A 26,733-nucleotide genomic window follows, 5' to 3' on the forward strand; every position below is an offset into this window, starting at 1 on the left:
GGTCAGACCCTCGCGATTGTTAGCTCAGAGCTTGGCGCTAACGCTAGTGGGGGTCTGACCCCAGCATTACATGGTGACCCACTGCCCCTTGATGCGCGCTTCCAGCGGCTTGAAGTTGATTTTATAGGCCATCTTCGGGCTTTGCGCGATCCAGTAGCCCAGGTAGATATACGGCAGGCCCAGTTCGCGCGCCTGGGCGATTTGCCACAGCACGTTGTAGGTGCCGTACGAGGCGCCCGGCACGTCCGGTTCGAAGAAGGTGTAGACGGACGACAGGCCATCGGCCAGTACGTCGATGATGCTGACCATGCGCAGGGTGCCATCCGGCTCGCGAAACTCCACCAGGCGCGTGTTGACCCGGCTTTGCAGCAGGAATTGCGCGTACTGGTCGCGGCTGTCCTGGTCCATGCCGCCGCCTGCGTGGCGCGTGCTCTGGTAGCGCAGATACAGCTCGTAATGCTCGTCAAGAAAGGACAGGGTGGCCACACCCGCTTGCAGGTCGGCGTGCCGGCTCCAGGCGCGGCGCTGGTTGCGGTTCGGCGTGAACTCGCCCGTCACCACGCGCACGGGAATACAGGCCTGACAGCCATCGCAATATGGGCGGTAGGTGAAAATGCCGCTGCGGCGAAAGCCGTTGCGTACCAGTTCCGAATACACGTCGCTGTTGATCAGGTGCGAAGGCGTGGCTACCTGTGAGCGGGCCTGGCGGTCATCCAAGTAGCTGCACGGATAGGGTGCCGTCGTGTAGAACTGCAGGGTGGCAAACGGTAGTTCGTTCAGGTGCGTCATGCTGATCCTGTCTGGTCTGGCCGCGGCAATGGATGTCTGCGTGAAGCTATCATAGCTTTTTTACGCGGGCGACGCAGCATGCCAATCGGTGATTTTCGCTGCTTCAATGGCGATGCGCACGTGGGCCAGGAAGCGCGCGCGTGAAATGGGCGCCGCGCCCAGCGAAGCCAGGTGTTTTGTTTCTTGCTGGCAGTCAATCATGGCCACGCCGTGCGCCTTTAAAAAGCGCACCAGCTGCGCCAGTGCGATCTTCGAACCATCCGTGACGCGGGCGAACATCGATTCGCCATAGAACATGCGCCCGATCGACACGCCATACGCGCCGCCCACCAGTTCCCCGTCCAGCCACAGTTCCGACGAGTGTGCGTAGCCCAGCTTGTGCAAGCCCGTGTAGCCGGCGATGATCTCGTCTGAAATCCACGTGCCCGGGCCATCCTTGCGCGGTGCGGCGCAGGCGCGCATCACCCCTTCGAAATCGCTGTCGAAGCGCAGCTGCCAGCGCCCGTCCGTGGTGGCGCTGCGCTCGACCTTGCGCAGCGCCTTGGTCAGGCTGTCGGACACCTTGAAATCCTCCGTCATCAGCACCATGCGCGGATCGGTGCTCCACCACAGGATAGGCTGGCCTTCGGAAAACCAGGGGAAGATGCCGTGCTTGTAGGCGTCGAGCAGGCGTGCGGGCGACAGGTCGGCGCCGGCTGCCAGCAGGCCGGGCGCTTCGTCCGTCAGGGCGCGCGAGACGTCGGGAAAGGGCGTGTGGGTGTCGAGCCAGGGAATCATGCCATCGCAATGGTAACGGGGTGGATGGGCTTACTCGGAATCCGGGCGCGCCATCGGGCGCGTGATGTCGCCCGTATGGAAACCATAGCTGCCGCCTTCGCGGATTTTCACGCGGTCGGCAAAGAACAGTTCCAGGGTGGCGCGGATGGTGGGGAAGGCCAGGTCATCCCAGGGAATCTGCGCTTCCGTAAACAGCTGCACCTCCAGGCTTTCGATGCCCGGCGCGAAATCGAGGTCGCGCAAACGCGCCAGGTAAAACAGGTGCACCTGGTGCACGCGTTGTACGTTCAGCAGCGAAAACAGGGGACCCAGCTCGATATTGGCGCCCGCTTCCTCCACCGTTTCACGCTCGGCCGCGTCGGAGGTCGTTTCATCGTTTTCCATGAAGCCGGCAGGCAGGGTCCAATAGCCCAGGCGCGGCTCGATGGCGCGCTTGCACAGCAACACCTGCAACTGGCCATCCTTTTCCCAGACGGGGATGGAGCCGACCACCATTTTCGGGTTCTGGTAATGGATGGCGTCGCAGTTGGCGCAGACATAGCGCGGACGGTTGTCGCCTTCCGGGACGGACAGGCTGACAGGATAGGCGCATTCGGAGCAGAATTTCATGGGCGGGCTTAGGAAAATGGGTGTCTAGTGTAACGCTTACTGTACACCGATTGCGCGCGGCGTGGCGTGACGGGTGGACAGAATGCCAAGCGGCAATTGGCCGACCTTTTTTAATTAAATGGATCTATTGCAGTCGAAGTTGAGATAGCTATTGCCTAAGCCTCCCGTTTGCCCTTATAATTCGAGTGCGGGGTGGAGCAGTCTGGCAGCTCGTCGGGCTCATAACCCGAAGGTCACAGGTTCAAATCCTGTCCCCGCAACCAATGCCTGAAAGCCGCTGACTCTTGCAAAAGATCAGCGGCTTTTTCCATTGCTGGCCAGCGGAAAACTCCGGCAGACGGGGCAGGGATGAGATTGTCAAATCATGCCCTTTACGCCCCGCAACAATCTGGTATATAATTCGTCTGCGGGGTGGAGCAGTCTGGCAGCTCGTCGGGCTCATAACCCGAAGGTCACAGGTTCAAATCCTGTCCCCGCAACCATTTCGAAGCCGCTGGTTCCTCGCAAGAGGGTCAGCGGTTTTTTCGTTGTGCGCTGCCGTTCACTGCGGCTGCTGGCGCGCATACACCACCAGCCGCAAATGGCGGTCCGCATCGATGGTCAGCGAGGTGTGCTCATAGGCGAGCTGCTCGCCGTCGATTGTCAGGCGGCGCACGCCTACACACGGTGCATGCACGTCGTGGCGGTGCCACCACTGCTTGAATTCAGGCGACACTTTTTCCAGTTCCACCACCAGTGCGTGGATATCGGCTTCCTGCGTGGCGCGCGCGTAGTCGCGGCGAAAGCTCGACAGCATCAGCGGCGCCTGCTCTTCCCAGGCCGTGAAGCGCTGGTGCAGCAGCGGGTCGGTAAATAGCAGCCACAGCAGATTGCGGCGCGCGGCAGCATGCGCGCCGAAACCAAACAGGGTATCCGCGCCCGCATTGAACGCCAGCACATCCCAGCGCAGGTTGAGCACATACGCCGGATGCGCCAGTTCGTGCATCAAGCGGCGCACCGGCGGCGGCACCACGCAATACGTCTTGCCTTCTTCGGCCGGCGGACGCGCATGCGCCAGCAGGAACAGGTGGCGGCGCTCGCCCGCGTCCAGTTTCAGCACCTGCGCCAGCTTGTCGAGAAAGGTGCTCGAGACGCCGATGTCGCGCCCCTGCTCCAGCCAGGTGTACCAGGTCAGCCCCACGCCGGCCAGCGCCGCCACTTCTTCGCGGCGCAAGCCCGGCGTCCTGCGCCGCCCGCAGCCGGGCAAGCCCACGTCTTCGGGTGACAGCCGCGCGCGCCGCGCCTGCAGGTAGGCGGCCAGTTCGTGGCGGGTGCGGGCCAAAGTGCGCATGGTGCTGCCTTTCCTGTGAGCCTGTTGCTATCAGTAATAGCATAAACAGTTAAATTGTAATTGTTTATATTGTATTCCAGAATGCCTGCTTTCTTCCCGAAAGCTTGCCCATGTCTGACTATTCTTCCTCCAGCGGCCTCGCGCCTGCCACTACCGCGCTGCCGGCCACCGTCTACCTGATCGCCGTGGGCGCGTTCGCGCTGGGCATGGCGTCGTATGTGACGGCGGGCTTGATGCCGATGATCGCCGGTGCGTTTTCCATTTCCCTGGCGATGGCCGCGCAGCTGGTGACGGCGTTTACGCTGGCCTATGGCCTCGGCTCGCCCCTGGCCGTGGCCCTGCTGCCGGCGCGTGCGCAGCGCGCCGGCCTCTTGATCGCCCTGGCCGTGTTCGTGCTGGCGAACGGGGCCAGCGCGCTGGCGCCCGGTTTCAGCAGCTTGCTGGCATGGCGGGCCATTGCCGGTATCGGTGCCGGTGTCTACCTGGCGCTGGGCATCGCGGCGGCGGCCGGCGTGTCGCCGCCGCAGCAACGGGGCAAGGCCATCGGCGTGATCATGGGCGGCATGGCTGGCGGCACGGTGCTGGGCGTGCCATTGAGCCTGTTGCTGGCGCAGCAGCTGGGCTGGACGGCGGCCCTGTGGCTGGTCGCCATCCTCGGTGCGCTGGCGCTGGCGGGCTTGCTGTGGAAGCTGCCCGCGCTGCCTGCATCGGCCGCACCGGCCACGTCGCTGCGCCGCAAGCTAGCCTTGCTGGCCGATGGGCAGGTGCTGGCCATCCTGCTCGTGTCGCTGCTGGCGGCCATCGCCAGCCTGGGCATGTACACCTTCATCGCGCCGCTGCTGGCATGGTCCGCGCAGGGCGCAGCGATTTCCGCCACGCCCTTCCTGTGGGCGTGGGGCGTGGGGGGGATCGTTGGCAGCGTGCTGGTCGGGCCATGGGCGGACAAGGTGGCGGCGCCGAAACTGACCTGTTTCATCTTGTTGTTGCTGGCGCTGGCCTTGTGTGCGCTGCCGCTGGCGGCCGGCTGGTCGGCGTGGCTGATGCTGGCGCCGATCGCGCTGTGGGGCGCGGCTGGCTGGGCGTTGCAAGTGCCGCAAAACCAGCAATTGCTGGCCGTGCGCGCGCGGCAGGGCGATGGCAACCTGGCCATCGCCCTCAACGAATCGGCGTTGTACCTGGGCAGCGCCATCGGCGCCGCCGCAGGCGGCTTGCTGCTCCTGCTCAACTGGCCCATGTGGCTGCTGGCGGCTGGCGCCGCCTTTGTCGCCGCCGCAGCGTTGCTGCTGCAATTGCCTGCCGCGCGGCGCTCCTAGCCTTTCTTCGCCAGTTGCATGCCGACGGGCAGGGCGCGGATGCGCTTGCCCGTGGCGGCGAAGATGGCGTTGCACAGGGCCGGCGCGATGGGCGGCGTGGCCGGCTCGCCCACGCCACCGAGCTCCATGTCCAGGGTGCCCGGCACCAGGTGCGTGTGGATCACGCGTGGCGCGTCGGCTGCGCGCAGCACGGCGTAGTCGTGGAAATTGCTTTGCTCGACCCGGCCATTCTTGAAACTGATCTCGCCGCTCATGGCCAGCGACAGGCCCATGATGCAGGCGCCCTCGATCTGCGAGCGCACGCGGTCCGGGTTGATCTGCGGTCCGCAATCCATGGCGATATCGACCCTGGGCACGATGACTTCGCCGGCCGCGTTGATCTCCACTTCGATCACGGCCGCCACATAGGTGACAAAGCTGTAGGACACGGCCAGGCCCAGTCCCCGTCCCTTGGGCAGCTTGCGGCCCCAGCCAGCCTTGGCTGTCGCCAGCTCGATCACGTGGCGCATGCGGCCTATGTCGACCGGGTATTTCGCCGGGTCTTCGCCATAGTTCCAGCCATCGGACAAATCGGCCGGATTGATCTTGCGCGCAGGACCCAGAAGTGCCAGCAGGTAGTCGCGATGGTCCTTCTTCGCCGCATGCGCCAGTTCGGCCGTAAATGACTGGATGGCAAACGCGTGCGGGATATTCGACACGGAACGGAACCAGCCGATGCGCGTGTGGGCCGGCACCTCGGGTACTTCGACGCGGATGTTCGCAATCGCATACGGCACGTTGATGGCCGACATGCCCAGCTCGAATGGCGCCTGCTTGTTCGCGCCGGCGGCAAAGGTCGAGGTGATGGTTGGCGCAGCCGTGCGGTGCAGCCAGGCCGTCGGCATGCCTTTCGCATCGAGCGACGCTTCCAGCCGTTCGACGGACACCGTGTGCAGGTAGTCGTGCTGCAGGTCGTCGTCGCGCGTCCACGTCAGCTTGACGGGCGCGCCATCCATGGCTTGCGACAGCAGCGCCGCCTCGACGGCGAAATCGGGTTTCGATTTGCGCCCGAAGCCGCCACCGAGCAGGGTCACGTGCACGGTCACGTCGTCATACGCCAGACCCAGGGCCTTGGCCACGTTGCTGCGCGTCGCTTGCGGCGCCTGCACGCAGGCCCACACTTCGGCCTTGCCGTCAGCGATGCGCACGGTGGCGGCGGGCGGTTCCATGGTGGCGTGGGCCAGGTGGGGCAGATAGTATTCGGCACTCAATTTCCGCGCGGCGGGAGCGGCGGCCAGGGTGGCCACCGTCTTGCCCTGGTCGCGCGCCGGGTTTGCCGGCTGGCGCACGGCCGCTTCCAGCGTCTGGCGGAAAGCCTTTGAATCGTAGCCGCCGTTCGGGCCATCTTCCCATTCCAGCACCAGCGCTTCGCGGCCCTTGATGGCGGCCCAGGTGTTGCTGGCGATGATGGCCACGCCGCCCAACGGATTGAACATGGCCGGTGGCGGACTGCCTGCCAGCTCGACGATGCGCAGCACGCCAGGCACTTTCAGGGCCGCCGTCTTGTCCACGCTTTTCAGCTTGCCGCCAAATACGGGCGGACGGGCGATGACGGCATACGCCATGCCATCGAGGCGCGTGTCGATGCCGAAGTGGGTGTTGCCCGTGACGATGTCATGCAGGTCGATGCCGCGCGTGCTGGTTTGCCCGATGTAGCGTAGCTCTCCGGCCGTTTTCAGGCTGATGCGCGCGCGTGGCGGCACCGGCAGTTTGGCCGCTTCCCCGGCCAGGGCACCGAACGACAGGGAGCGCCCGCTGGACGTGTGCACGACGGCGTGGTTGGCGGCTTTCACTTCCGTCACGGGCACGTCCCAGCGCACGGCGGCCGCCGTTTCCAGCATCAGGCGTGCCGTGGCGCCCACGTGGCGCATGGCGCGGAACGAGTGGCGCATGCTGCGCGAACCGTCCGTATCCTGGCTGCCGTAGCGCGCCTCGTCGGCGGGCGCCTGCTGCACGCGCACCTGCGCCCAGTCGGCGCCCAGTTCGTCGGCCGCCACCATGGGCAGGCTGGTGCGGATGCCCTGGCCCATTTCGGAACGGTGCGCCACGATGGTGACGATGCCGTCGGCGGCGATCGACAGGAAGACCAGGCTGTCGTCGACCACGCCGCCGGCCATACTGTCGCCGCCGTACTTGACGGCGTCGGCCGCCATCACCAGGCCGGAAGGGCCGGCCACCAGGCTCAAACCGGCCAGCGCGCCGGCGGCCTTGAGCCAGTTGCGCCGCGCAGGCGAGGCGGGGGCGGGGATGTTTTCAAGGATGCTCATTTGGCAGCTCCTTTCGCGTTGATGCTGGTGGCGGCCTGCTTGATGGCTGCGTGGATGCGCGTGTAGGTGCCGCAGCGGCAGATATTGCCGCTCATCGCTTCGCGGATCTGCCGGTCGTTCGGCGCCGGCGTCTTGTGCAGCAGGGCCGTGGCCGACATGATCTGGCCAGCCTGGCAATAGCCGCATTGGGGTACGCCGTGTTCCTGCCAGGCTTGCTGTAGCGCAAAGCCCACCTTGTCTTCGCCCACCGCTTCGATGGTGGTGATCTTCTTGCCGGCGGCGGCCGATACGGGCGTCACGCAGGAGCGGATGGCCTCGCCATCTAGGTGTACGGTGCAGGCGCCGCACAAGGCCATGCCGCAGCCGAATTTGGTGCCGGTCATGCCCAGTTCGTCGCGCAAGGCCCACAGCAGGGGCGTATCTTCAGGCAGGGCAAGGTCGTGCTGCTTGCCATTGATGGTCAGGGTCGTCATGTTTATTCCTCGGAGTGGGGATGGTGCGGGGAAGCGCGACGGCCATCCGCCATACGGATGAGCGCATCAGTATGGGATGGTAGCACCAGCCGCCCTGCGCTGCAGGGAGTGGGGCCGGTGGCGGCCGTCGGGTGCCCCACGTCGACCTGCTTTAGCGCGCCTGCTCCAGCTGCGCGTACACGGCGTCGGCGATCTTGCCCAGCGCCTGTTTGGGCAGGCTCGCCGACAGGGCATAACCGAGCTGGCCGTCGATCCAGTAAAACACGCTCAAGTCCTTTTCCTGCGTGTAGCGGAAAGCCGTTTCCTGCCTGCCGGCCCGCTCCTTGGCCACGTACAGGGTCAGGCGCTGGCCTTTGCCATCTTCATACATGAATTGCGCCACGGGGCCATCGCCATCGCCGGGCAGCAGGCGCCCGCCGATCAGCTGGTAGCCGAGCGGCGACAGCGCGGGCGGCTGCAGTTTCGTGCCCAGGCGTTTCGACAGCCATTGCACCAGATGGGCTTCCTGTGCCGCGCCCACCTCGACGGGGTGGCGCACTTCGGGCGTATAGACGGCGTGGGCGATGGCGGCGCTGCGCGCCAGGGAGGGCGGGCTGGCGCTGGCGCTCACGCTGTCGCCGCCACGCAGCAGCCAGCCGCCCGCGCCGCCCGCGATGACCAGCACGATGGCCGCTGCTGCCTGCATGACGTGGCGCTGCCAGGCGCCGTTCGCCGCCGGTGGCGATGCCATCTGCAGCAGGGCCGGCGGCACGGCTTCGTCCAGCACGGGATCGAACAGGACGCGCAATTGCCGGTTCTGTTCGCGCCACGCGTCCACCCGGGCGGCATCATCCGGATGCGCGCGCAGGTAGGCATCGATGGTCGCGCGCTGCTCTTCCGGCAAGACATCGTCGGCCAGGGCATGCAATTGCGCTTCGCTGATGGCTTGCATTGTCATTTCACGACTTTCAGGGTGGGTGGGCCGCTGCCCTGGCTGCCGGCAGGGCGGCCATCGAGCAGGGTACGTAATTTGTCGCGTCCGCGCGACAGGCGCGACATGACGGTGCCGACGGGGATGTCCAGGGCGGCCGCCACCTGCTCGTACGGCATCTGTTCGAGCGCGACGAGCAGGATCACTGCGCGCTGCCCCAGCGGCAGGCGGGCCAGCGCCGCATCCATTTCACCGATGGCGATGGCTTGCCCCGGTGCGCGTTCCGGGGCGGGCAGCACGGTGTCGTCGTCCAGCTCCTGCAGTGCCAGGCCGGGGCGGCGCAGCTGATCCACGTGCAGGTTGTGCATGATGGAAAACAGCCAGGGCCGCATCTCGCCGCCGCGCTGCCACTGGTCGAACTTGCGCCACGCCCGCTCCACGGTGTCCTGCACCAGGTCGTCCGCATGCACGTCGCCCACCAGCGCGCGCGCATAGCGGCGCAGGCCGGGCAGGCAGGCTTGCAGCTGGTGGCTGTCCTCTGGCGTGGTCATCGTGGCGGCGGGACGGGCTGCTTACGGCTTGACGACGTGCCACACGTTCTTGAAATTGTCGCCGGCCACGTCGCCCGGCTTCTTGTCTTCCTTGTACAGGTACAGGGGCTTGCCCTTGTAGGTCAGCTGCATGGCGCCATTGTCATCGCGCTTGATACTGCCATACGGGGCGGCGGGTGCCGCTTCGGTGGCGATGACGGCGGGCCAGGCCACCAGGCAGCCGCCGCTGCAGGCGCTCTTGCCGCTGTCGGCGACATCCTTGTCGAACACATACACGGTCATGCCGCTGGCGCTGACCAGCATGCCGTTGGCGGGCATGACGTCGGCGGCGAAGGCCAGCGAGGCGGATAACAGGGTGGCGAGGGTAGCGATAGCGGTAAAGCGCATGATGGTCTCCTTGAGGTTTTGAGGGCTTGCAAGGGATAGACGCATGCCGTCCGCCGTTTATTCCCGCTCTGGTGAATTATTTTTTGCCAGCGCGTGCAGGCTGGCCCACAGGTGGGCTGCCGCCATGGTGCGGTGCGGCGCATACTGGCGCAGCCATTGCTCCGTGCGCGCCATGCCCGGTTTAACGTCTTCGCCGAGCAGCTTTTGCAGGGCGGCGCGGATGGCCACGTCGCCGTGCAGCGAGCAGTCGGCATAGCCGTAGCCGCGCAGCAGCGCGTAGTTGACGGTCCACGGGCCGATGCCCTTCACGGCCAGCAGCGCTTGCGAAATGGCCGCCACATCGCCGGAGGGAGGCAGCTCCAGCGACAATTCTCCGTCGTTGACGAGGAGCGCCAGGCGCAGCACGGTTTCCGCCTTGGCGCGCGAGAATTTGCGGCTGGTCAGTTCTTCCACCGACAGCCTGGCCACGTCGCGCGCTTCCGGGTAGCACCACAAACCGCTGCCGTGTCGGCGCCCCGCCTGTAAGATAAAGGTGCGGCGCAGAGAAATGGCGAACGACAGGTTGATCTGCTGGCCGATGATGGCCCAGGTCAGCGCCTCGAAGGGGCCGGCCGATTGCACTATGCGCAAGCCCGGATTGACGCGGACCAAAGGCGCCAGCAGCGGGTCTGCGGCGGCCAGCTGGGCGAATGGCTGCGGATCGATGCGCAGGCCGAGGATGTTCAGGAGGGCGCCGTGCAGGGGCGTTTGAAGGTCGGCGACGGTATTGTCATTGTCGTCGATCTCGGCGCGGCAGACGGCCGCATCGTCCGTGAACGCCACATCCAGCACGACAGGCACGCCTTGCAGCAGGATGCCCTTGCGCAGGCCTGTCGGCGTGACTTGTTCGGCCACGGCTTCCGCATCGCGGCTGTGGAAGGCGATGACATCGTCGCGGCGGTAGCCGGCGGGCAGGGGGAGGGTCCAGTGCAGCAGGGTCATGGTTGGCCAAAGTCAGGGACGGTATCAGGGAGGCGGTGCGGGCGCACCGCGTTTCTTGATTTTGTATCTAACGCGCGCAGATGTCGGTGCCGGGCGGACTCAGGGCCGCCGCGTGCTGGATCTGCAGCGCGTCGGGCACGCCGTTTTTCACGGCCGTCAGTTCGGCCAGGATGGAAATGGCGATTTCGGCCGGCGTCTTGCTGCCGATGTACAGGCCGATGGGGCCGTGCAGGCGCGCCAGCTGTTCCGCGCTGACGTCGAACTGCAGCAGCCGCTCGCGGCGCTTGGCATTGTTGGCGCGCGAACCGATGGCGCCCACGTAAAAGGCCGGCGACTTCAATGCTTCCATCAGGGCCAGGTCATCGAGCTTGGGATCGTGCGTGAGAGCGACGACGGCGCTGCGGCTGTCGAGTTTCAATTCCAGCACGAGGTCGTCGGGCATGGCGTGCAGCAGGGGCACGCCCGGCACGTTCCAGCCGCCCCGGTATTCTTCGCGCGGGTCGCAGACGATGACGTGGTAATCCATGGCCGTGGCGATTTGCGCCACGAAGCGCGACAGCTGGCTGGCGCCGATGATCAGCAAGCGCCAGCGCGGGCCGTGCTGCGTGGTGAGCGTTCCGTCGTCCAGGGCCAGCACGGCGCCCGGCGCGGCGCGCTGCAGGGTGACGGCGCCGCTGCGCAAGTCGAGCCGGCGTTCTACCAGTTCATGGGCTTCCAGGCGCGCCAGCAGTTCGGCCACGCGGCTGCCCGCATGCAGCGGTTCGATGGCCAGTTCGATGGTGCCGCCGCACGGCAGGCCGAAGCGGTGCGCCTCGTCGGCGCTGATGCCGTAGCTGACGATGTCCGGCTGCGTGCGCACGATGCCATGCACGCGCACGGTGTCGATCAAATCATCCTCGATGCAGCCGCCGGAGACGGAACCGACCACCGTGCCATCGTCGCAGATGGCCAGGGTGGCGCCCACGGGACGGGGGCTGGAGCCCCAGGTCTTGATGACGGTGACCAGTTCGCAGCGGTGGCCGGCGGCAAGCCAGGCGGCGCTGGTTTTCAGAACTTCAAGATCGATGCTGTCCATGGGCCGCGAGAGTTACATGCCGCATGTTTGCGGCAAAGTATGGAAAAGTATTCAAGATTGTGGATATACTACCTGCTCCACCACCCTGCGGAGAATTTTCATGTCAAATGAAGTCAAGACGCAAGAAGAGGGTATTCCCAAGTTCGGCAAGCTGCTCATTGTCCTGTTTTTAGCCGTGGTGTTCTGCGGTGCCCTGACCTGGATCATGGGCACATACTTTCCGAATTTCCCCGGCGCCTGAGCAAACCTGCTGCATCAGGCGCCTTTGGCATTTAAGGCTTCAGCGGTTTTTTTGCCGCCTGCTTGGCGCGCACGTCGGTGACGGCGCGGTTGATGGCCGCCATGCGCGAGTTGGTGCCTGGATGCAGGGCCGTGTAGCCGTTGGCCACCGTGGCCGGTACTTGCGTGGCCAGGCGTTGCCAGAAGCGGGCGGCGTTGTCGACGTTGTAGCCGGCGCGCGCCAGCAGGTAGATGGCCAGGGTGTCGGCTTGCACGTCGAGTTCCTGCGGCATGGCCTTGATGCCGGCGGCGCCCGTCAGCATCGACACGTCGGGCTGCACGGCGCCCAGGCTGTCGATGATGCTGCCGGCCGTACCTGCCGTGCGCTGGCTGCGCGCGTGGTCGAGGATATTGTGCGCCATTTCGCGGGCGATGACGAAGGCGATGCCTTCGTCGTTTTGCGCCGCATTGACCATGCCGCGCGTAAGCATGATGCGCGCGCCGTCCGAGTATGCGTTGATATTGTCCGCATTGCCCAGGGCGACGCGAAAGGCGCAGGCGCGCGTGACGGGAATTTTGAGGTCCTGTTGCTGGCCGTCGCGGGCGATGGTCATGTTCAGGCTCGCGCTTTTCGAGGCCAGCGGGCCGACGATGGCGCCAAACGGGCCTTCGGCCTTGGGACCGGCCGGCAGCGGCTTGCCTTCGGCAGCCAGCAAGCCGTCGCCCTTGCGCAAGCCGGCGCGCGCGGCACCGCTGCCCGGCAAGACGCCGGAGACCTGCATCTGTTCGCCGTAGCCGAGCGCCGCCTGCGCCGCGTCGGCATAGATGCCAGGGTAGGAATACTTATTCTGCGCCGTGAAGCCCAGCAGGTTGCGCGCATACGTCTTGCACAGGTCCGCATTGTTGATCAGCAGGGGCGCCGAGACTTTCGACAGGCGATCCTGCAGCGCCACCATCTTCACCAGCTCTTCCTGCGCCGCCTTCTGCTGCGCCGTCGGGGCCGGGGCGTCGGGCGCTGGCACCACGTTAAACGGGCCGCTGACATTCGTCGTCGGCGTGGTGCAGCCGGCCAGAATGGCCGCGCCGGCCAGCAGGAGTGGAGTGGCCAATCGGCGCAGCGAGGTTGGGGCTGGGATCAGATGGCGGAAACCTGGCATAAGACAATCCTTAATGTTTGCCGGTGCTGCCGAAACCGCCAACACCGCGTTCGCTGTCGCCGAATTCCTCGACGACGTTAAAGCCCACTTGCAGCACCGGCACGATAATCAGTTGCGCCAGGCGTTCCATGGGGTTAAGCGTGAATGCGCTCTGGCCCCGGTTCCAGGTTGATACCATCAGCTGGCCCTGATAATCGGAGTCGATCAAGCCTACCAGATTCCCCAGGACGATGCCGTTTTTGTGGCCCATGCCGCTGCGCGGCAGGATCATGGCCGCATACGACGGGTCGCCGATGTGGATGGCCAGGCCGGTGGGAATGAGTACCGTCTGGCCAGCTTCGATGGTGATGGACGAGGCTATGCAGGCGCGCAGGTCCAGGCCGGCGCTGCCTGGGGTGGCGTAGGCCGGCAGCAGTTCTTGCATGCGGGCGTCGAGGATCTTGATGTCGATATTTTTCATTAATCTAACTAAGCTAAGTCGTATAAAGGGTTACTTGAGGAGCGAATTCTTGGCCAGCCGCTTCGAAATTTCCGAAATCAGCTGGCGCGCCAGGTTCAGTTTCGAGGCGCGCGGCAGCACGGTATGGCCTTCTTCGTCGAACAGAATGATGGTGTTGTCGTCCTGGCCAAACGTGTTCTGGCCGATATTGCCGACCAGCAGAGGGATGCCCTTCTTTTCACGCTTGGTCGAGCCGAATTCCACCAGGTTTTCCGACTCGGCGGCAAAGCCGACGCAATACGGATAGCCGGCCAGGTTGGTGCGCGCCGCCACGGTGGCCAGGATGTCGGGGTTTTGCGCGAACTGCAGTTCGGGCACGGAGCCGTCGGCCTGCTTTTTCATCTTCTGTTCGCTGGCGTTGGCGACGCGCCAGTCGGCCACGGCGGCCACGGCGACGAAGACATGCTGGCCGTCGACGTGGGCCAGTACTGCATCATGCATCTGCTGTGCGCTTTGCACATCGATGCGGCGCACGCCGAAGGGTGCGTCCAGGGCCGTCGGGCCGGAAATGAGCAGCACCTCGGCGCCCGCTTCGCGCGCCGCGCGCGCCACCGCATAACCCATCTTGCCCGAGGACAGATTGGTGATGCCGCGCACGGGGTCGATGGCTTCAAAAGTCGGGCCGGCCGTGACCAGCACGCGCTTGCCCGCCAGGACTTTCGGCTGGAAGGCGGCGATCAGCTCCGTCAGCAGCTGTTCCGGTTCCAGCATGCGGCCCAGGCCCACTTCGCCGCACGCCTGTTCGCCGGCGGCCGGGCCAAACAGTTTGATGCCGTCGTCGCGCAGCTGCTGCACATTACGCTGCGTGGCGGGGTTCTGCCACATTTCCACGTTCATGGCCGGCGCCACCAGCAAAGGCAGGTGGGCCGGGCGGGCCAGGCACAGGGTCGACAGCAGGTCGTCGCACACGCCGTGCGCCAGTTTGCGCATGAAGTCGGCCGAACACGGCGCGATCAGGATGGCGTCCGCATGGCGCGTCAAATCGATATGCGCCATGTTGTTGTCTATGCGCGCATCCCATTGGCTGGTGTGCACGGGGTGGCCGGACAGGGCCTGCATCGTGACGGCCGTGATGAAGTGGCTGGCTGCATCCGTCATCACCACCTGCACCGAGGCGCCTGCGCGGGTCAAGCTGCGGCACAGTTCCGCCGCCTTGTAGCAGGCGACGCCGCCCGAAAGCCCCAGGACGATTTTTTTGCCGGACAATTCCATGCCGTTCTCCTGCTGGTTTATTTGTTTACCCGGCGCAGTTCATCGATGATGAACAGGGCCGCGCCGATGCAGATGGCGCTGTCGGCGATATTGAAGGCGGGGAAATGGCCCCAGCTTTTCCAGTGGAAGTCGAGGAAATCGACCACGTGGCCGTACATCAGGCGGTCGATGGCGTTGCCCAGCGCGCCGCCGAGGATCAGCGCCAGGGCCCAGCAGAACATGCGCTGGCCGGCGTGCTTTTTCAGCAGATAAATGATGTAGATGGCCGCCGCCAGGGCGATGGCGGTGAAGAAATAGCGCTGCCAGCCTCCCTGGTCGGACAGGAAGCTGAACGCAGCGCCCTTGTTATACGCGAGCACCAGGTTGAAATACGAGGTGATGACCATCTCCTGCGCATAGCGGAAGGTCTTCAGGATCGTGATCTTGGTGATCTGGTCGAACAGGATGACGATGGCGGCGATACCCAGCCAGGGTACCAGCGACGATGAAGAGGACGATTTCGATGAAAAACGGTTTTTAGTGGCCATATTTTTCCAGGGAAGATAAAGCCGCCGCCTGGTGGCAGGCGGCGGTTGGAAGCGGGACGCAGGCAGCGCCCCGAGGTGACAGTCTATGCGAAACGGCGCGATTCGCCTTTTCCAAACAGATTGCTGACGCAGCGGCCGCACAGGGTAGCATGCGCGGCGTCCGTGCCCACGTCACTACGGTAATGCCAGCAGCGCTCGCACTTCGGCGCCGTCGACGCGGCCACGACCACTTCCTCGGCCGCTTCCTCAAGCACTTCGACAACGCTAGCCTGCGAGGTGATGAAGACGAATTTCAAGTCCTCGCCCAGGGTCGTCAGCAGCTTGTACTTCATCGGCGCGGCCTTGATCGTCAGTTCCGCCTGCAGCGAGGAGCCGATGGCGCCCGAGGTGCGCAAGTCTTCCAGCTGCTTCGTCACGTCCGTGCGCACGGCGCGCAGGGCCGTGTATTTCTCCAGCAGGTCGGCGGCGTCCGAGACTTCCGGCAACTGCCACCAGGTTTGCGTGAAGATGGTTTCATCGCTGGCGGCATACGCTTCACTTCCGGCGAAGACGGCCCACGCTTCTTCGGCCGTGAACGACAGGGCCGGGGCCATCAGGCGCAGCAGGCTTTGCGTGATATGCCACAGGGCCGTTTGCGCCGAGCGGCGCGCGTGCGACGTCAGGCCCGAGGTGTACAGGCGGTCCTTCAGGATGTCCAGGTAGAAGCCACCCAGGTCTTCCGAACAGTACGTTTGCAGCTTCGAGACCACCGGGTGGAACTCGTAGCGCGCGTAGTTGTTTTCGATCTGCTGCTGCAGCGATGCCATGTTGGCCAGCGCATAGCGGTCGATTTCGAACATCTCCGCCACCGGCACGGCATCCGTGGCCGGATTGAAGTCCGAGGTGTTCGCCAGCAGGAAGCGCAGGGTGTTGCGGATGCGGCGATACGATTCGGTCACGCGTTTCAGAATTTCGTCGGAGATCGACAGCTCGCCCGTGTAATCGGTCGAGGCGATCCACAGGCGCAGGATGTCCGCGCCCAGGGTGTCCGAGATCTTTTGCGGCGCCAAAGTATTCCCCAGCGACTTCGACATCTTCTTGCCTTCGCCATCGACCGTGAAGCCGTGCGTCAGCAGCGCTTTATACGGTGGATGGCCGTTCAGCATCGACGACACGAGCAGCGAGGAATGGAACCAGCCGCGATGCTGGTCCGAGCCTTCCAGGTACAGGTCGGCCGGGAATTGCAGCTGCGTCGAGTGCGAACCGTGGCCTTGCGGGCCGCCCAGCACCGTCTGGTGCGTGGCGCCGGAATCGAACCATACGTCCAGCGTGTCCTTGTTCTTGGCGTAGATGGCCGCTTCGTCGCCGATCAGGTCTTTCAAGTCCAGCGACTGCCATGCCTCGATGCCGTCTTTTTCGATCAGCTTGGCCACTTGCTCCAGCAGTTCCGGCGTGCGCGGATGCAGGTCGCCCGTTTCCTTGTGCACGATGAAAGCCATCGGCACGCCCCACTGGCGCTGGCGCGACAGGGTCCAGTCCGGACGGTTGGCGATCATGCCGTGCAGGCGCGCCTGGCCCCAGTCCGGGAAGAACTCGGTATTGGCAATGCCTTTCAACGCCGTCTCGCGCAAGGTCGCGCCGCCGTCTTTCGGCGTCACGTCCATGCCGGCGAACCACTGCGAGGTGGCGCGGTAGATGATCGGTGTTTTATGGCGCCAGCAATGCATGTAGCTGTGGTCGAACATCTTGACTTCGAACAGCGCGCCCGCTTCGCGCAAGGCATTGCAGATCGGCTTCGACGCTTCCCAGATGGTCATGCCGCCGAACAGGGGCAGGGTGGAGGCGAACTTGCCATCACCCATGACGGGTTTGATGATGTCGTCGTCCTTCATGCCGTGCGCCTTGCACGAGATGAAGTCGTCCAGGCCGTAGGCTGGCGCCGAGTGCACCACGCCCGTGCCGCTTTCCGTGGTCACGTATTCGGCCAGGTACAGGGGCGACAAGCGGTCATAGAAAGCGTCAGCCGCATGCAGCGGGTGGCGGAAACTGATGCCGGCCAGGGCCGCGCCATCGCAGGTGGCGATCGTCGTGCCATCGAGCTTGAAGCGCGCCAGGCTGGCCACGACCAGGTCTTGCGCCAGGATCAGCAGCAATGGCTGGCCATCGCGCTCGGTTTTCACCAGCGCGTATTTGACTTCCGGGTGCACGTTCAGCGCCTGGTTCGACGGGATGGTCCACGGCGTGGTGGTCCAGATGACGATGAAACCGTTATCCGTCGGCAGCGATGGCAGGCCGAACGCAGCCGCCAGTTTTTCCGGTTCGGCGAACTTGAACCCGACGTCGATGGCGGGATCGCGCTTTTCCGCGTATTCCACTTCCGCCTCGGCCAGCGCCGACTGGCAGTCGAAGCACCAGTTGACGGGCTTCAGGCCGCGGTACACATAGCCTTTTTCCAGCAGCTTGCCCAGCGCGCGCAATTCGTCCGCTTCATTGCCGTGCGCCATGGTCAAATACGGGTTGTCCCACTCGCCCAGCACGCCCAGGCGGATGAAATCCTTCTTCTGGCGCTCGACCTGCACATTCGCGTAGGCGCGGGCTTTTTCCAGCACTTCGGCCGTCGGCAGGTTCTTGCCGTGCAGTTTTTCGATCTGGATCTCGATCGGCATGCCGTGGCAATCCCAACCCGGTACATACGGCGCGTCGAAGCCGGCCAGCGAGCGCGACTTGACGACCATGTCTTTGAGGATCTTGTTGACGGCGTGGCCCAGGTGGATGTCGCCGTTCGCGTACGGCGGGCCGTCATGCAGGATGAACTTTGGCCGGCCGGCGGCAGCCTTGCGCACGCGCTCGTAAATCTTCTTGTCTTGCCATTGCTGTACCCATTGCGGCTCGCGCTTGGCCATGTCGCCGCGCATCGGGAACGGGGTTTCTGTCATGTTGACCGGGTATTTGCTTTCAGGCTTCTTATTCTGCTTGGGCGTGGCTGGCTTGTTTTGATCGGACATAGTCTTCTTTAATGGTATGGAGTATATTTTTGCAGCGGGTTTGCGGCGGCAGGTGCCGCCAGGCGGCGGAGTTGGCCGGCGTCAAATTCGGTCGGTGGCGGTAATGGCGCCGCTGCGCTGCTCAAAATAGGCGCGCGCCTGGTTCGAGTCGCGCTCGATGGCGGCCGTCAGGGTAGGCAAGTCGTCATACTTTTCTTCGTCGCGCAGCTTTTGCAAAAATTCCACGCGTACCAGCTTGCCGTAGCAGGATTGATTGAAATTAAACAGATGCACTTCCAGCAAGACGCGGCCGCTGTCATCGACGGTGGGGCGCACGCCCAGGCTGGCCACGGCGGGCAGCGGCTGCGACGCCAGGCCGTGCACTTGCACGATGAAGACGCCGGACAGGGCGGGACGGTGCGCCACGCGCAGGTTCAAGGTAGGGAAACCCAGGGTGCGGCCCAGTTTCCGGCCGTGGATCACGTGGCCTGAAATGGCGTACGGGTGGCCCAGCAACTGAGTGGCCAGCGGGAAATCACCGGCGGCCAGGGCCAGGCGCACGGCGGACGACGAGATGCGCGTGCTGCCATTCATGACGGTGGGCAATGTTTCTACATGGAATCCATACTGGCGGCCCGCTTCCTGCAACATGGCCACGTCGCCGGCGCGCCGGGCGCCATAGCAGAAATCGTCGCCGACCATCAGCCATTTCACGTGCAAGCCGTCGACGAGGACTTTTTCCGTGAATTCCTGCGGCGTCAAGGCGGCGAATTGCGCACTGAAGTGCTCGACGACGACTCTGTCGATGCCGGCGTCGTCCAGCGATTGCAGCTTGTCGCGCAGGTTGGCGATGCGCTGCGGCGCCTTCGACAGGTCGCCCGCGCGCTGCGCGAAGAATTCGCGCGGGTGCGGTTCGAACGTCATCACGGCCGCTTCAATGCCGAGCTCGGTGGCAGCCTCGCGCACGCGCGCCAGCAAGGCTTGATGGCCGATGTGGACACCGTCAAAATTGCCGATGGTCAGAGCGCAAGGCGCTCGTGCCTGGGCATTGGGAAGTCCGCGGAATACCTTCATAGGAATCTGATGAAAAACTGTGCCAAAAGGGGGATTATACGGACTGTTTCAGGGATGCACACCCGGCAGGGCGGGCACGGGGCTAATTTCCCTGCTGAAATGATAAAAAGCGTTGCCGGCGGGTGAGCTGGCAACGCTTTTGATGGCACTAAATAATCAGCGCTATTTCGATGTCAATTACTTATTCATCAAGGTCCAGTAACGGGCCAGGTCTGCCGCGCCATCGGTGCCCTTGACGGCCCTGAGTGCCGTCGTTGCATTGGACTTCTTGCCGGCGTGAATGTAAGCGATGCCCAGATGCAGCTTGGCTTCTTCCGCATATTTGGCGGTGCCCAGTTTCACGGCGTCATTCATCAAGCCCAGGCCCTTGTCGGTCTGGCCATCGTAGACCAGAGCAAAGCCCAGCTTGCTCAAGCTGTCTGCGTCCTTGTTCTTGACGTACTCCGCTTCCGACTTGGCGGCGCTGGCTTTCAGGTCGGCCTGGGTTTTCAGGGCCAGGTCTTTCAGGCGCTGGTGACGCGGGGCATCGGCGCCGGTACCGAGCACGCCTTTTTTGTAGCCTTGCTCGATGATGCTCAACGCTTCACCCGGATTGCCTGCTTGCAAGGCCAGTTGGCTGATTTCCATGTATTCGGACGGCTTGGTGAACAGGCCGTTGGCCAGGCGCAGGCGCTGCACGTCCAGGCCCAGGCGTTGCGAGAAGCCAGGTTTGCCCGAGACGCGGTTCAGCAGGTCAGCCCAGTAGCTGGTTTTCGGATAGGCCGAGGCCAGTTTTTCCAGGGTGGCAACGTAGCCGCCCTTGTCGTTTTGCTTCAACTGGATGTTGGCCAGCATTTGCAGGCTCGCTTCCGAGTTGCCGCCGCGCGCTTGCAGTTCCTTGGCCGCTTCGGCGTAGTTGCCGCTGACGTAGTAGGTCTGGATCAGCAGTTCGCGCATCTGCGCATCGTCGCGGTCTTTCAGCGAGCGTTTGATCCAGGTGACGGTATTGGGCCAGTCCTTGGCGCGGTAGTACATGCCTGCCAGCGCTTGCGTGAATTTGGGGGCTTCGGCGGCGCTCAGGCGGCCGGAATTGATGACGGCTTCAAAGGCCTTGATGGCGGTGCCGTTATCGCCGGAGGCAGCAGCGGCCGAGGCGCGCACGCGCTCGATCTGGTAGCTTTCAAAGGCGGTCTTGCCGCCGACGCTGTCAGCTTCGCGCAGCTTGGCCAGTGCTTCCTTGTTTTTGCCGCTGCTAGCGAGTTTTTGCGCTTCTTGCAGTGGCTTGCCCACTTCGGCACGCACGGTGTCCGCGGCATATGCCAGCGAGCCCAGGCCGATTACAGGAGTTGCTGCGGTAAAACCGATAGCGGCCATGACGAGGCCGAGATGAGCGAGACGAAACTTGGACATGAGAAAGTCTTTCAGTAAAAAGCGAATAGGCAGGAAGTCCTGCCTATTCGGATGTAAAGAGAACCTGATTGCTACAGCTTACTGGAATTGCTCGTTGCCGACCAGACCGATTTTGGTCACGCCCAGACGCTGCGCCGACGCCATCACACCGGCGACGACTTTGTATTCCACCAGCTTGTTCGGACGCAAATGCACTTCCGGCTGGTCTGCTTGTGCAGCAACGTTGCTCAGCTTGGCTTCCAGCGTATTACGATCAGGTACGACCTGGTTGTCCCACAAGATCGTACCGTCAAAATCGACATCGATCGTGACGACCACTGGTTCGGTTGTCGGTGGCGGCGGGGTGCCGACCGGCATGTTCAAGTTCACCGAGTGGTTTTGCTTAGGAATCGTGATGATCAACATGATAATCAGCACCAGCATCACGTCGATGAGGGGCGTCATGTTCAGTTCCATCATTGGTTCCGGATCCGCGCCTGGAGCGCTTCCCGAACCGACATTCATACTCATAGTGTTTCCTTTAAGAAGTCCAACGAAGCACCGGGCGAAACTGCCGCCCGGTCAGCTTCTGGCAGTGGCGTCCCCATGTTGCCGGGACGCCGCTGCCAGTCGCTATCAGCCCTTGTCAGGTGGTTCGGTGATGAAGCCGACCTTCTGGATCCCGGCACGTTGGGTCGTGTAAATAACCCGGCCGATCGATTCGTAGCGTGTTTCTTGGTCGCCACGAACGTGTACTTCCGGCTGCGGTACTTTCACTGCTTCAACTTTAAGATAATCGAACAATTCGTTCGTGTCTTTCAGTCTGGTCTGGCCCAGGTAGATCTCGCCGTCCTTGTTAACAACGATGTTAACGTTTTGCGGCTTGGTTTGCAGGGCTTGGTTGGTCTCTACAGGCAGATTGATTGTCTGCAATTTGAGAACAACCGGACTGGTGATCAAGAAAATGATCAGCAAAACCAACATGATGTCGACGAGCGGCGTCGTGTTGATTTCGGACATTACTTGATCTTCATCTCCGCTGTCGGAGCCGACGGACATCGACATGATTCTTATCCGATCTTTTTAGCGCCGGCAGCACGGCCAGCTTCGCTGGTGGACATGACGCCGGAAACCAGAACCGAGTGAACGTCGGCGCTGAACGAGCGGATGTCTTCCATTGCGGTTTTGTTGCGACGCACCAACCAGTTGTAACCCAGAACGGCAGGAACAGCGACCAGCAGACCGAAAGCGGTCATGATCAGTGCTTCACCAACTGGACCTGCCACTTTGTCGATCGATGCGTTACCGGTCATGCCGATAGCGGTCAGTGCGTTGTAAATACCCCAAACGGTACCGAACAGACCGATAAACGGTGCGGTCGAACCAACGGTTGCCAGGAACGACAGGCCATCTTGCAGACGCGATTGGACTTTGTCCGAAGCGCGCTGGATCGACATCGTCACCCAGGTCGACAGATCGATTTGTTCCAGCAGGGCGCCGTCATGATGTGCGGTTGCCTTGGTGCCCGATTCAGCGATGAAGCGGAATGGCGAACCTTCTTCCAGGGTTGCCGAACCAGCAGCGATCGAAGGTGCTTTCCAGAATTTGGCAGCGGCTTCTTTGGCTTGCTTGAAGATCTTCATTTGATCGATCAGCTTGGTGATGATGATGTACCAGGTACCGATCGACATGATGACCATGATGATCAGGGTAGCGCGTGGCACGAAGCCGCCGTCCCACACTGCTTGCAGGCCGAACGGGTTGTGCACTTCTTCGGTTTTGGCTGGAGCTGCGGCATCGGCGGCTGGAGCTGCTGCGTCTGCTGCTGGAGCGGCGGCATCTGCGGCAACTGGTGCTGCTGCAGCGTCTGCCGCAGGAGCCGAAGCGGCAGCCGATGCTGGCGCGTCAGCGAATGCCGGAGCTGCTACCAGAGCGGTAGTAGCGGTAACGGACAACAGAACCGCGGCAAAAAATGCGGACAAACGGGTATTCTTAAACATGCTTCCTCCAAAATTAAAAATAACAGATCGCTGAACGTAATGACAACGAAATCATAGTGTGAGACAGGGGATAACTGTCTCGGGTTTTAATCCAGCGACCAAACGTATTGCATTTGCTGCCAGCCTTGTTCCGGCTTGCCGTCAACTGTTGCCGGCTTAAATGTACAGCGGCTGATACCTTGCACTGCGGCTTTGTCCAGGTCTCTGAAGCCGCTGGACTTCACGATCTTCGAATCAGCGACCTTGCCGTCGACACCGATCAGGAACGACAGTGTCACCACACCGGTTTCCTCATTGCGCTGCGACGACTTTGGATAAGCCGGTTTTTCGCAGACACTGAAGTCAACCACGGCCGGCGTACGCACCGATTTGGCTGGTCCAGGAGTTGGCGCAGGCTGTGCAGGCGCCGTTGGCGGTGCCAATACATTCGTGGCTGGCTTCACGGCAGTCGTATTGGCAATCACGTTCTGCTGTGGTGGCGGCTGCTGCACGTTCACCTCGACTGGCGGAATGAATGGCGGCGGTGGCGCCTTCATTTCTGGCGGCGGTGGTGGCGGTGGAAGATCCTTCGGTGGAGGCGGTTTGACTTCCTCGATAATCTTGGTTTCAACCGGTTCCATCATTTTGGTGACCAACCGCTTGCCCAAGCCCGTCACGATCCCGTAAGCCGCGAGAACGTGCAGCAGGACAACGATAGTGATGCCTGTGTAGTTCTTGGGACTTTTCTCGTTCGAAAAATTCATGCCTGCTTTCTCCAAATACCATCTCTTGTCTTGCAACTGAACCCCAAAATGACGACACAAAGCTCCAGCCGTATCCGGGACGTCGCCGAATTATACATACGAATTCTTTATTTTACACAGATTTTTAACGCCTAAAACCGGTTAAATTTTTGACGCTTTTGCGCCCTGAAAACGTACTTGCTTATGTCATCTTTGCACGCTTTCGGACATAAAAAAAGGCGGTCTTATCGGTTTTTTACAGCCGTTTTGGGCGACCACTGCTAAGTTCTCCGATGTGCCCATATGGCGGAATTATATTTCGTGATATTCAATATGGAAACAGCTAAATTTGGAGAAAAATATTTCTTTTAGGAAATATTTTGCCTCGGAACCAGACCACTTAGTCATGAGCGCGCACCAATCGGGTGCGAAAGGAACTTCACCCAGGTCAAAAAAGACGCTCCTGGCGGCCGTTTCGACGCCGCCAGGCCATACGGAATTCCTATGGTGGTATAGGATGCGCTTATGTTCTTGCTAAAATAATTGCCAAGAAGATCACTTATGGCCGTGCCGGCGCATCGTCGCGCCGGTTGCGCTTCTCGCGCCGGCAATTCAGGGTGCCCAGGACGAGGCCCTGCGGATCGACCGTATCGAGGTGCACATCGAAGCCCCACAGTCGCGCCACGTGCTTGAGCACTTCGGCCGCTTGCTGGTTCAGCGGACGGCGCAGGAATTGCGTGTGGCGCAGGGTCAATGCGCGGTCGTCGCGCGTATTGACGGACCAGACCTGGATATTCGGCTCGCGGTTGCCCAGGTTGTACTGTTCGGCCAGCTGCTGGCGCACGTAGCGGTAGCCGGCATCGTCATGGATGGCGGAAATGGCCAGTTTTTCATTCTTGTCGTCGTCGAGCACGGCAAAGAAATGGAATTCGCGGATCAGCCGCGGCGACAAATACTGGGCGATGAAGCTTTCATCCTTGAAGTTGCGCATGGCAAAGTCCAGGCTCTTGCGCCAGTCGCTGCCGGCGATGTCGGGGAACCAGACGCGGTCTTCATCCGTCGGATGCTCGCAGATGCGGCGGATGTCGCTCATCATGGCAAAACCCAGCGCATACGGGTTGATGCCGCTGTAGTAGGGGCTGTCGATAGGCGGCTGATAGACCACGTTGGTATGGCTTTTCAGAAATTCCATCATGAAGCCGTCGCCCACCACGCCTTCGTCATACAGCTGGTTCAATATCGTGTAGTGCCAGAAGGTGGCCCAACCCTCGTTCATCACCTGGGTTTGCCGCTGCGGATAGAAATACTGGGAAATCTTGCGCACGATGCGCACCATCTCGCGTTGCCATGGTTCCAGCAGCGGCGCGTACTTCTCGATGAAGTACAGCAGGTTTTCCTCGGGTTCGGGCGGAAAGCGGGGGGCGGCCTTGCGCTGGTCGTCTTCGTCCTCGTCATCTTCACGCCGGGGCAGGGTGCGCCACAGCTGGTTGATCTGCGACTGCACATACGCTTCACGCTCTTTCTGGCGCGCATACTCCTTCACCATCGACAGTTTCGCCGGGCGCTTGTAGCGGTCCACGCCATAGTTCTGGATGGCGTGGCAAGAGTCGAGCAGCAATTCCACCGCATCGACGCCATGGCGCTGCTCGCATTCGGCGATGTAATTCTTGGCAAACACCATATAGTCGATGATGGCATCGGCATCCGTCCAGGCGCGGAACAGATAGTTGCCCTTGAAGAAGGAGTTGTGGCCATAGGCCGCATGCGCGATCACCAGCGACTGCATGGTCAGGCTGTTTTCCTCCATTAAATAGGCAATGCACGGGTTCGAGTTGATGACGATCTCGTAGGCCAGGCCCATCTGGCCCCGCTTGTAGCTTTTCTCGGTGGAAAGAAAATGCTTGCCGAACGACCAGTGGTTGTAGGAGACGGGCATGCCGACCGAGGTGTAGGCATCCATCATTTGCTCGGCCGTGATGATTTCCAGCTGGTTCGGATAGGTATCCAGGCCGAACTGTTTCGCCACGCGGCGGATTTCCTCGTGGATTTGTTCGATCAGCTCGAACGTCCATTCCGACTGCTCGGGCAGGGCGTTCGGGTGGCGCAGGCGCACGAACGGTTCGCCCGGGGTGTTGCTGGCGCGGTCAAAGGCTGCACTCATCATTTCACCTGTTTTTTGAACAGTTCGCGGAAGACCGGGTAGATATCGGCCGGCGTGACGATCTTTTGCATGGCGAAATGGGCATGATGGTCGAGCACGCCCGCATATTGTTCCCACAGGTTTTGCTGCGGGCCGTCGGTGATCTCGACATAGGTGTAGTACTGCACCTTGGGCATGATGGTGTTGATCAGCAACTGGCGGCACAGCACGGAATCGTTGTCCCAGTTGTCGCCGTCGGACGCCTGCGCCACATAGCTGTTCCATTGCCCCGCGCCATAGCGCTCGTCGATGATGGTATTGAGCAAGTGCAGGGCGGAAGACACCACGGTGCCGCCCGACTCGCGCGAATTGAAGAATTCATGCTCGTCCACTTCGGCCGCCGCTGTATGGTGGCGGATGAAGACGACCTCGATTTTGTCGTAGGCGCGCTTGAGGAACAGATACAACAGGATGAAGAAGCGCTTGGCCGTGTCCTTGCGCGATTCGTCCATGGAACCGGAGACGTCCATGATGCAGAACATGACGGCCTGCGACATCGGCTTGGGCACCTTGATGCGGTTGCTGTAGCGCAAGTCGAACGGGTCGATGAAGGGAATCGCCAGCAAGCGCGTATGCAGGTGGTGGATCAGGCGGCGCAGCTCCACCACCAGCGGGTCGCTGTCGGGCGCCCCTTCGTGCAGCAGGGCGGCCAGGTCTTCTTCAGCCTGCGCCAGCTGCCTGCGGGCGCCGCCGCCGACGGCGATGCGTCGCCCCAGCGCGCCGCGCAGGGAACGCAGCACGTGGATGTTCGATGGCGTGCCCGACATATTGTAGCCGGCGCGCTGGTTCTTGAATTCCGTGGTGGCCGTCAGCTGGGTTTTCACCATGTGCGGCAATTCCAAGTCCTCGAAGAAATAATTCATGAATTCTTCGCGCGACAATTCGAAGATGAAATCGTCTTCCGTCGTCTCGTCGCTATTGCCCGCCTTGCCCCGCCCGCCGCCCCCGCCGCCTTTCGGCCGGGCGATCTGGTCGCCTTTCAGGTATTCCTTGTTGCCGGGATTGACCACTTCCCACACGCCGCCATGCGCGTGGCCGAACGACGGTTCGCCCACGTCCTTGACGGGGATGCTGACCTTTTCGCCATTCTCGACGTCCGTGATCGAGCGCCCCTTGATGGCGCGTCCCACAGCATCCTTGATCTGGCCCTTGTAACGCCGCAGGAAACGCTCGCGGTTGACGGCGGATTTATTCTTGCTCTGCAAGCGCCTGTCGATGAGGTATGTCAAAGGGTGCCTCCTTGCCTCTCGTCTTGCGCGCCCCGCCAGTCACCGGGCGGGAGCGCGCCTCC

At 62.5% G+C, this 26,733-nt stretch carries 26 protein-coding genes and 2 tRNA genes; 4 read left to right on the forward strand and 24 right to left on the reverse strand.

Annotation, left to right across the window (positions count from 1 at the left end; translation table 11 throughout):
* Positions 1 to 66 precede the first annotated feature (66 nt).
* The 3 genes from ACQ4WP_RS10625 to ACQ4WP_RS10635 are packed head-to-tail and all read right to left on the reverse strand — an operon-like array spanning position 67 to position 2,175.
* Entirely contained in the window at positions 67 to 789 is a 723-nt protein-coding gene (locus ACQ4WP_RS10625; RefSeq protein ID WP_436520358.1) for an arginyltransferase, read from the reverse strand.
* Positions 790 to 849: 60 nt separating this feature from the next.
* Entirely contained in the window at positions 850 to 1,566 is a 717-nt protein-coding gene (aat, locus tag ACQ4WP_RS10630) for a leucyl/phenylalanyl-tRNA--protein transferase (RefSeq protein ID WP_436520360.1), read from the reverse strand.
* A gap of 30 nt (positions 1,567 to 1,596) precedes the next feature.
* A complete protein-coding gene (locus ACQ4WP_RS10635; RefSeq protein ID WP_436520362.1) occupies positions 1,597 to 2,175 on the reverse strand; it encodes an NUDIX hydrolase in 579 nt (192 codons plus the stop codon).
* Positions 2,176 to 2,361: 186 nt separating this feature from the next.
* Between ACQ4WP_RS10635 and ACQ4WP_RS10640 the strand changes: the two genes are divergently transcribed.
* Positions 2,362 to 2,438, forward strand: a tRNA-Met gene (locus tag ACQ4WP_RS10640).
* A gap of 142 nt (positions 2,439 to 2,580) precedes the next feature.
* A tRNA-Met gene (locus ACQ4WP_RS10645) sits at positions 2,581 to 2,657 on the forward strand.
* A gap of 59 nt (positions 2,658 to 2,716) precedes the next feature.
* Here ACQ4WP_RS10645 and ACQ4WP_RS10650 read toward each other — a convergent pair.
* The gene (locus ACQ4WP_RS10650) at positions 2,717 to 3,505 is read right to left on the reverse strand and encodes a helix-turn-helix transcriptional regulator (RefSeq protein ID WP_436520364.1); all 789 of its coding nucleotides are present in this window, start codon (positions 3,503 to 3,505) and stop codon (positions 2,717 to 2,719) included.
* A 110-nt stretch (positions 3,506 to 3,615) separates the two neighbouring features.
* Here ACQ4WP_RS10650 and ACQ4WP_RS10655 point away from each other — a divergent pair, with 110 nt between their 5' ends.
* The gene (locus ACQ4WP_RS10655; RefSeq protein ID WP_436520366.1) at positions 3,616 to 4,818 is read left to right on the forward strand and encodes an MFS transporter; all 1,203 of its coding nucleotides are present in this window, start codon (positions 3,616 to 3,618) and stop codon (positions 4,816 to 4,818) included.
* Here ACQ4WP_RS10655 and ACQ4WP_RS10660 read toward each other — a convergent pair.
* The 7 genes from ACQ4WP_RS10660 to ACQ4WP_RS10690 all read right to left on the reverse strand — a co-directional run bounded on the left by ACQ4WP_RS10660 (position 4,815) and on the right by ACQ4WP_RS10690 (position 11,501).
* Positions 4,815 to 7,124, reverse strand: a complete 2,310-nt coding sequence (locus ACQ4WP_RS10660) for a xanthine dehydrogenase family protein molybdopterin-binding subunit (RefSeq protein WP_436520368.1) — start codon at positions 7,122 to 7,124, stop codon at positions 4,815 to 4,817. The two genes, ACQ4WP_RS10655 and ACQ4WP_RS10660, sit on opposite strands and share 4 nt — an antisense overlap.
* Positions 7,121 to 7,597 (reverse strand): (2Fe-2S)-binding protein, encoded by a 477-nt coding sequence (locus ACQ4WP_RS10665; RefSeq protein ID WP_436520370.1) that lies wholly within the window; start codon positions 7,595 to 7,597, stop codon positions 7,121 to 7,123. The genes ACQ4WP_RS10660 and ACQ4WP_RS10665 overlap by 4 nt, the downstream gene beginning before the upstream one ends.
* 151 nt (positions 7,598 to 7,748) lie before the next feature.
* Positions 7,749 to 8,534 carry an anti-sigma factor family protein gene (locus ACQ4WP_RS10670; RefSeq protein WP_436520372.1) on the reverse strand — a complete coding sequence of 262 codons (786 nt, stop codon included), beginning with the start codon at positions 8,532 to 8,534 and terminating at the stop codon, positions 7,749 to 7,751.
* Positions 8,531 to 9,058: an RNA polymerase sigma factor gene (locus tag ACQ4WP_RS10675; protein ID WP_436520374.1), complete on the reverse strand. Its 528-nt coding sequence runs from the start codon at positions 9,056 to 9,058 to the stop codon at positions 8,531 to 8,533. Before ACQ4WP_RS10675 ends, ACQ4WP_RS10670 begins: the two co-directional genes overlap by 4 nt.
* Positions 9,059 to 9,079: 21 nt before the next feature.
* A complete protein-coding gene (locus tag ACQ4WP_RS10680; protein ID WP_436520376.1) occupies positions 9,080 to 9,445 on the reverse strand; it encodes a COG4315 family predicted lipoprotein in 366 nt (121 codons plus the stop codon).
* A 57-nt stretch (positions 9,446 to 9,502) separates the two neighbouring features.
* Complete coding sequence (locus tag ACQ4WP_RS10685) at positions 9,503 to 10,426, reverse strand: DNA-3-methyladenine glycosylase family protein (protein ID WP_436520378.1); 924 nt, start codon at positions 10,424 to 10,426, stop codon at positions 9,503 to 9,505.
* A 67-nt stretch (positions 10,427 to 10,493) separates the two neighbouring features.
* Complete coding sequence (locus ACQ4WP_RS10690; protein ID WP_436520380.1) at positions 10,494 to 11,501, reverse strand: XdhC family protein; 1,008 nt, start codon at positions 11,499 to 11,501, stop codon at positions 10,494 to 10,496.
* Positions 11,502 to 11,601: 100 nt separating this feature from the next.
* On the opposite strand from ACQ4WP_RS10690, the gene ACQ4WP_RS10695 reads away from it, so the two are divergent.
* Positions 11,602 to 11,742: a hypothetical protein gene (locus tag ACQ4WP_RS10695; protein WP_162835767.1), complete on the forward strand. Its 141-nt coding sequence runs from the start codon at positions 11,602 to 11,604 to the stop codon at positions 11,740 to 11,742.
* A gap of 31 nt (positions 11,743 to 11,773) precedes the next feature.
* On the opposite strand, the gene ACQ4WP_RS10700 is transcribed toward ACQ4WP_RS10695, so the two are convergent.
* The 13 genes from ACQ4WP_RS10700 to ACQ4WP_RS10760 all read right to left on the reverse strand — a co-directional run bounded on the left by ACQ4WP_RS10700 (position 11,774) and on the right by ACQ4WP_RS10760 (position 26,671).
* A complete protein-coding gene (locus tag ACQ4WP_RS10700) occupies positions 11,774 to 12,877 on the reverse strand; it encodes a M48 family metalloprotease (protein ID WP_436503661.1) in 1,104 nt (367 codons plus the stop codon).
* Between the two features lie 10 nt (positions 12,878 to 12,887).
* Positions 12,888 to 13,337, reverse strand: a complete 450-nt coding sequence (dut, locus tag ACQ4WP_RS10705) for a dUTP diphosphatase (protein ID WP_436520382.1) — start codon at positions 13,335 to 13,337, stop codon at positions 12,888 to 12,890.
* A gap of 30 nt (positions 13,338 to 13,367) precedes the next feature.
* Complete coding sequence (coaBC, locus tag ACQ4WP_RS10710) at positions 13,368 to 14,588, reverse strand: bifunctional phosphopantothenoylcysteine decarboxylase/phosphopantothenate--cysteine ligase CoaBC (protein ID WP_436520384.1); 1,221 nt, start codon at positions 14,586 to 14,588, stop codon at positions 13,368 to 13,370.
* A 17-nt stretch (positions 14,589 to 14,605) separates the two neighbouring features.
* Positions 14,606 to 15,115, reverse strand: a complete 510-nt coding sequence (lspA, locus tag ACQ4WP_RS10715; protein WP_436511946.1) for a signal peptidase II — start codon at positions 15,113 to 15,115, stop codon at positions 14,606 to 14,608.
* Positions 15,116 to 15,198: 83 nt separating this feature from the next.
* Positions 15,199 to 18,099 (reverse strand): isoleucine--tRNA ligase, encoded by a 2,901-nt coding sequence (gene ileS / locus ACQ4WP_RS10720; protein WP_436520386.1) that lies wholly within the window; start codon positions 18,097 to 18,099, stop codon positions 15,199 to 15,201.
* Positions 18,100 to 18,180: 81 nt separating this feature from the next.
* Positions 18,181 to 19,152 carry a bifunctional riboflavin kinase/FAD synthetase gene (locus tag ACQ4WP_RS10725; protein WP_436520388.1) on the reverse strand — a complete coding sequence of 324 codons (972 nt, stop codon included), beginning with the start codon at positions 19,150 to 19,152 and terminating at the stop codon, positions 18,181 to 18,183.
* 177 nt (positions 19,153 to 19,329) lie between these two features.
* Positions 19,330 to 20,541 (reverse strand): tetratricopeptide repeat protein, encoded by a 1,212-nt coding sequence (locus ACQ4WP_RS10730; RefSeq protein ID WP_436520390.1) that lies wholly within the window; start codon positions 20,539 to 20,541, stop codon positions 19,330 to 19,332.
* Between the two features lie 78 nt (positions 20,542 to 20,619).
* Positions 20,620 to 21,051, reverse strand: a complete 432-nt coding sequence (locus ACQ4WP_RS10735; RefSeq protein WP_180979394.1) for an ExbD/TolR family protein — start codon at positions 21,049 to 21,051, stop codon at positions 20,620 to 20,622.
* Positions 21,052 to 21,156: 105 nt separating this feature from the next.
* On the reverse strand, positions 21,157 to 21,585 hold the full coding sequence (locus ACQ4WP_RS10740) for an ExbD/TolR family protein (protein WP_436520392.1): 429 nt from the start codon (positions 21,583 to 21,585) through the stop codon (positions 21,157 to 21,159).
* A gap of 5 nt (positions 21,586 to 21,590) precedes the next feature.
* Positions 21,591 to 22,520 carry a MotA/TolQ/ExbB proton channel family protein gene (locus ACQ4WP_RS10745; RefSeq protein WP_436520394.1) on the reverse strand — a complete coding sequence of 310 codons (930 nt, stop codon included), beginning with the start codon at positions 22,518 to 22,520 and terminating at the stop codon, positions 21,591 to 21,593.
* Positions 22,521 to 22,606: 86 nt separating this feature from the next.
* Positions 22,607 to 23,263, reverse strand: a complete 657-nt coding sequence (locus tag ACQ4WP_RS10750; protein ID WP_436520396.1) for an energy transducer TonB — start codon at positions 23,261 to 23,263, stop codon at positions 22,607 to 22,609.
* 538 nt (positions 23,264 to 23,801) lie between these two features.
* A complete protein-coding gene (locus tag ACQ4WP_RS10755; protein WP_436520524.1) occupies positions 23,802 to 25,403 on the reverse strand; it encodes a SpoVR family protein in 1,602 nt (533 codons plus the stop codon).
* Positions 25,403 to 26,671, reverse strand: coding sequence for a YeaH/YhbH family protein (locus ACQ4WP_RS10760; protein WP_436520398.1), 1,269 nt, complete (start codon positions 26,669 to 26,671; stop codon positions 25,403 to 25,405). Before ACQ4WP_RS10760 ends, ACQ4WP_RS10755 begins: the two co-directional genes overlap by 1 nt.
* Positions 26,672 to 26,733 lie beyond the last annotated feature (62 nt).

Origin of the sequence: Janthinobacterium lyxosi (assembly GCF_051380665.1) — a bacterium.
Classification (GTDB): Bacteria; Pseudomonadota; Gammaproteobacteria; order Burkholderiales; family Burkholderiaceae_D; genus Janthinobacterium.

Bases quoted from the DNA above. Each gene is read 5' to 3' on its own strand.
- ACQ4WP_RS10625 (WP_436520358.1), bottom strand. From the start codon at position 789: ATGACGCACCTGAACGAACTACCGTTTGCCACCCTGCAGTTCTACACG.
- aat (WP_436520360.1), bottom strand. From the start codon at position 1,566: ATGATTCCCTGGCTCGACACCCACACGCCCTTTCCCGACGTCTCGCGC.
- ACQ4WP_RS10635 (WP_436520362.1), bottom strand. From the start codon at position 2,175: ATGAAATTCTGCTCCGAATGCGCCTATCCTGTCAGCCTGTCCGTCCCG.
- ACQ4WP_RS10650 (WP_436520364.1), bottom strand. From the start codon at position 3,505: ATGCGCACTTTGGCCCGCACCCGCCACGAACTGGCCGCCTACCTGCAG.
- ACQ4WP_RS10655 (WP_436520366.1), top strand. From the start codon at position 3,616: ATGTCTGACTATTCTTCCTCCAGCGGCCTCGCGCCTGCCACTACCGCG.
- ACQ4WP_RS10660 (WP_436520368.1), bottom strand. From the start codon at position 7,124: ATGAGCATCCTTGAAAACATCCCCGCCCCCGCCTCGCCTGCGCGGCGC.
- ACQ4WP_RS10665 (WP_436520370.1), bottom strand. From the start codon at position 7,597: ATGACGACCCTGACCATCAATGGCAAGCAGCACGACCTTGCCCTGCCT.
- ACQ4WP_RS10670 (WP_436520372.1), bottom strand. From the start codon at position 8,534: ATGACAATGCAAGCCATCAGCGAAGCGCAATTGCATGCCCTGGCCGAC.
- ACQ4WP_RS10675 (WP_436520374.1), bottom strand. From the start codon at position 9,058: ATGACCACGCCAGAGGACAGCCACCAGCTGCAAGCCTGCCTGCCCGGC.
- ACQ4WP_RS10680 (WP_436520376.1), bottom strand. From the start codon at position 9,445: ATGCGCTTTACCGCTATCGCTACCCTCGCCACCCTGTTATCCGCCTCG.
- ACQ4WP_RS10685 (WP_436520378.1), bottom strand. From the start codon at position 10,426: ATGACCCTGCTGCACTGGACCCTCCCCCTGCCCGCCGGCTACCGCCGC.
- ACQ4WP_RS10690 (WP_436520380.1), bottom strand. From the start codon at position 11,501: ATGGACAGCATCGATCTTGAAGTTCTGAAAACCAGCGCCGCCTGGCTT.
- ACQ4WP_RS10695 (WP_162835767.1), top strand. From the start codon at position 11,602: ATGTCAAATGAAGTCAAGACGCAAGAAGAGGGTATTCCCAAGTTCGGC.
- ACQ4WP_RS10700 (WP_436503661.1), bottom strand. From the start codon at position 12,877: ATGCCAGGTTTCCGCCATCTGATCCCAGCCCCAACCTCGCTGCGCCGA.
- dut (WP_436520382.1), bottom strand. From the start codon at position 13,337: ATGAAAAATATCGACATCAAGATCCTCGACGCCCGCATGCAAGAACTG.
- coaBC (WP_436520384.1), bottom strand. From the start codon at position 14,588: ATGGAATTGTCCGGCAAAAAAATCGTCCTGGGGCTTTCGGGCGGCGTC.
- lspA (WP_436511946.1), bottom strand. From the start codon at position 15,115: ATGGCCACTAAAAACCGTTTTTCATCGAAATCGTCCTCTTCATCGTCG.
- ileS (WP_436520386.1), bottom strand. From the start codon at position 18,099: ATGTCCGATCAAAACAAGCCAGCCACGCCCAAGCAGAATAAGAAGCCT.
- ACQ4WP_RS10725 (WP_436520388.1), bottom strand. From the start codon at position 19,152: ATGAAGGTATTCCGCGGACTTCCCAATGCCCAGGCACGAGCGCCTTGC.
- ACQ4WP_RS10730 (WP_436520390.1), bottom strand. From the start codon at position 20,541: ATGTCCAAGTTTCGTCTCGCTCATCTCGGCCTCGTCATGGCCGCTATC.
- ACQ4WP_RS10735 (WP_180979394.1), bottom strand. From the start codon at position 21,051: ATGAGTATGAATGTCGGTTCGGGAAGCGCTCCAGGCGCGGATCCGGAA.
- ACQ4WP_RS10740 (WP_436520392.1), bottom strand. From the start codon at position 21,585: ATGTCGATGTCCGTCGGCTCCGACAGCGGAGATGAAGATCAAGTAATG.
- ACQ4WP_RS10745 (WP_436520394.1), bottom strand. From the start codon at position 22,520: ATGTTTAAGAATACCCGTTTGTCCGCATTTTTTGCCGCGGTTCTGTTG.
- ACQ4WP_RS10750 (WP_436520396.1), bottom strand. From the start codon at position 23,263: ATGAATTTTTCGAACGAGAAAAGTCCCAAGAACTACACAGGCATCACT.
- ACQ4WP_RS10755 (WP_436520524.1), bottom strand. From the start codon at position 25,403: ATGAGTGCAGCCTTTGACCGCGCCAGCAACACCCCGGGCGAACCGTTC.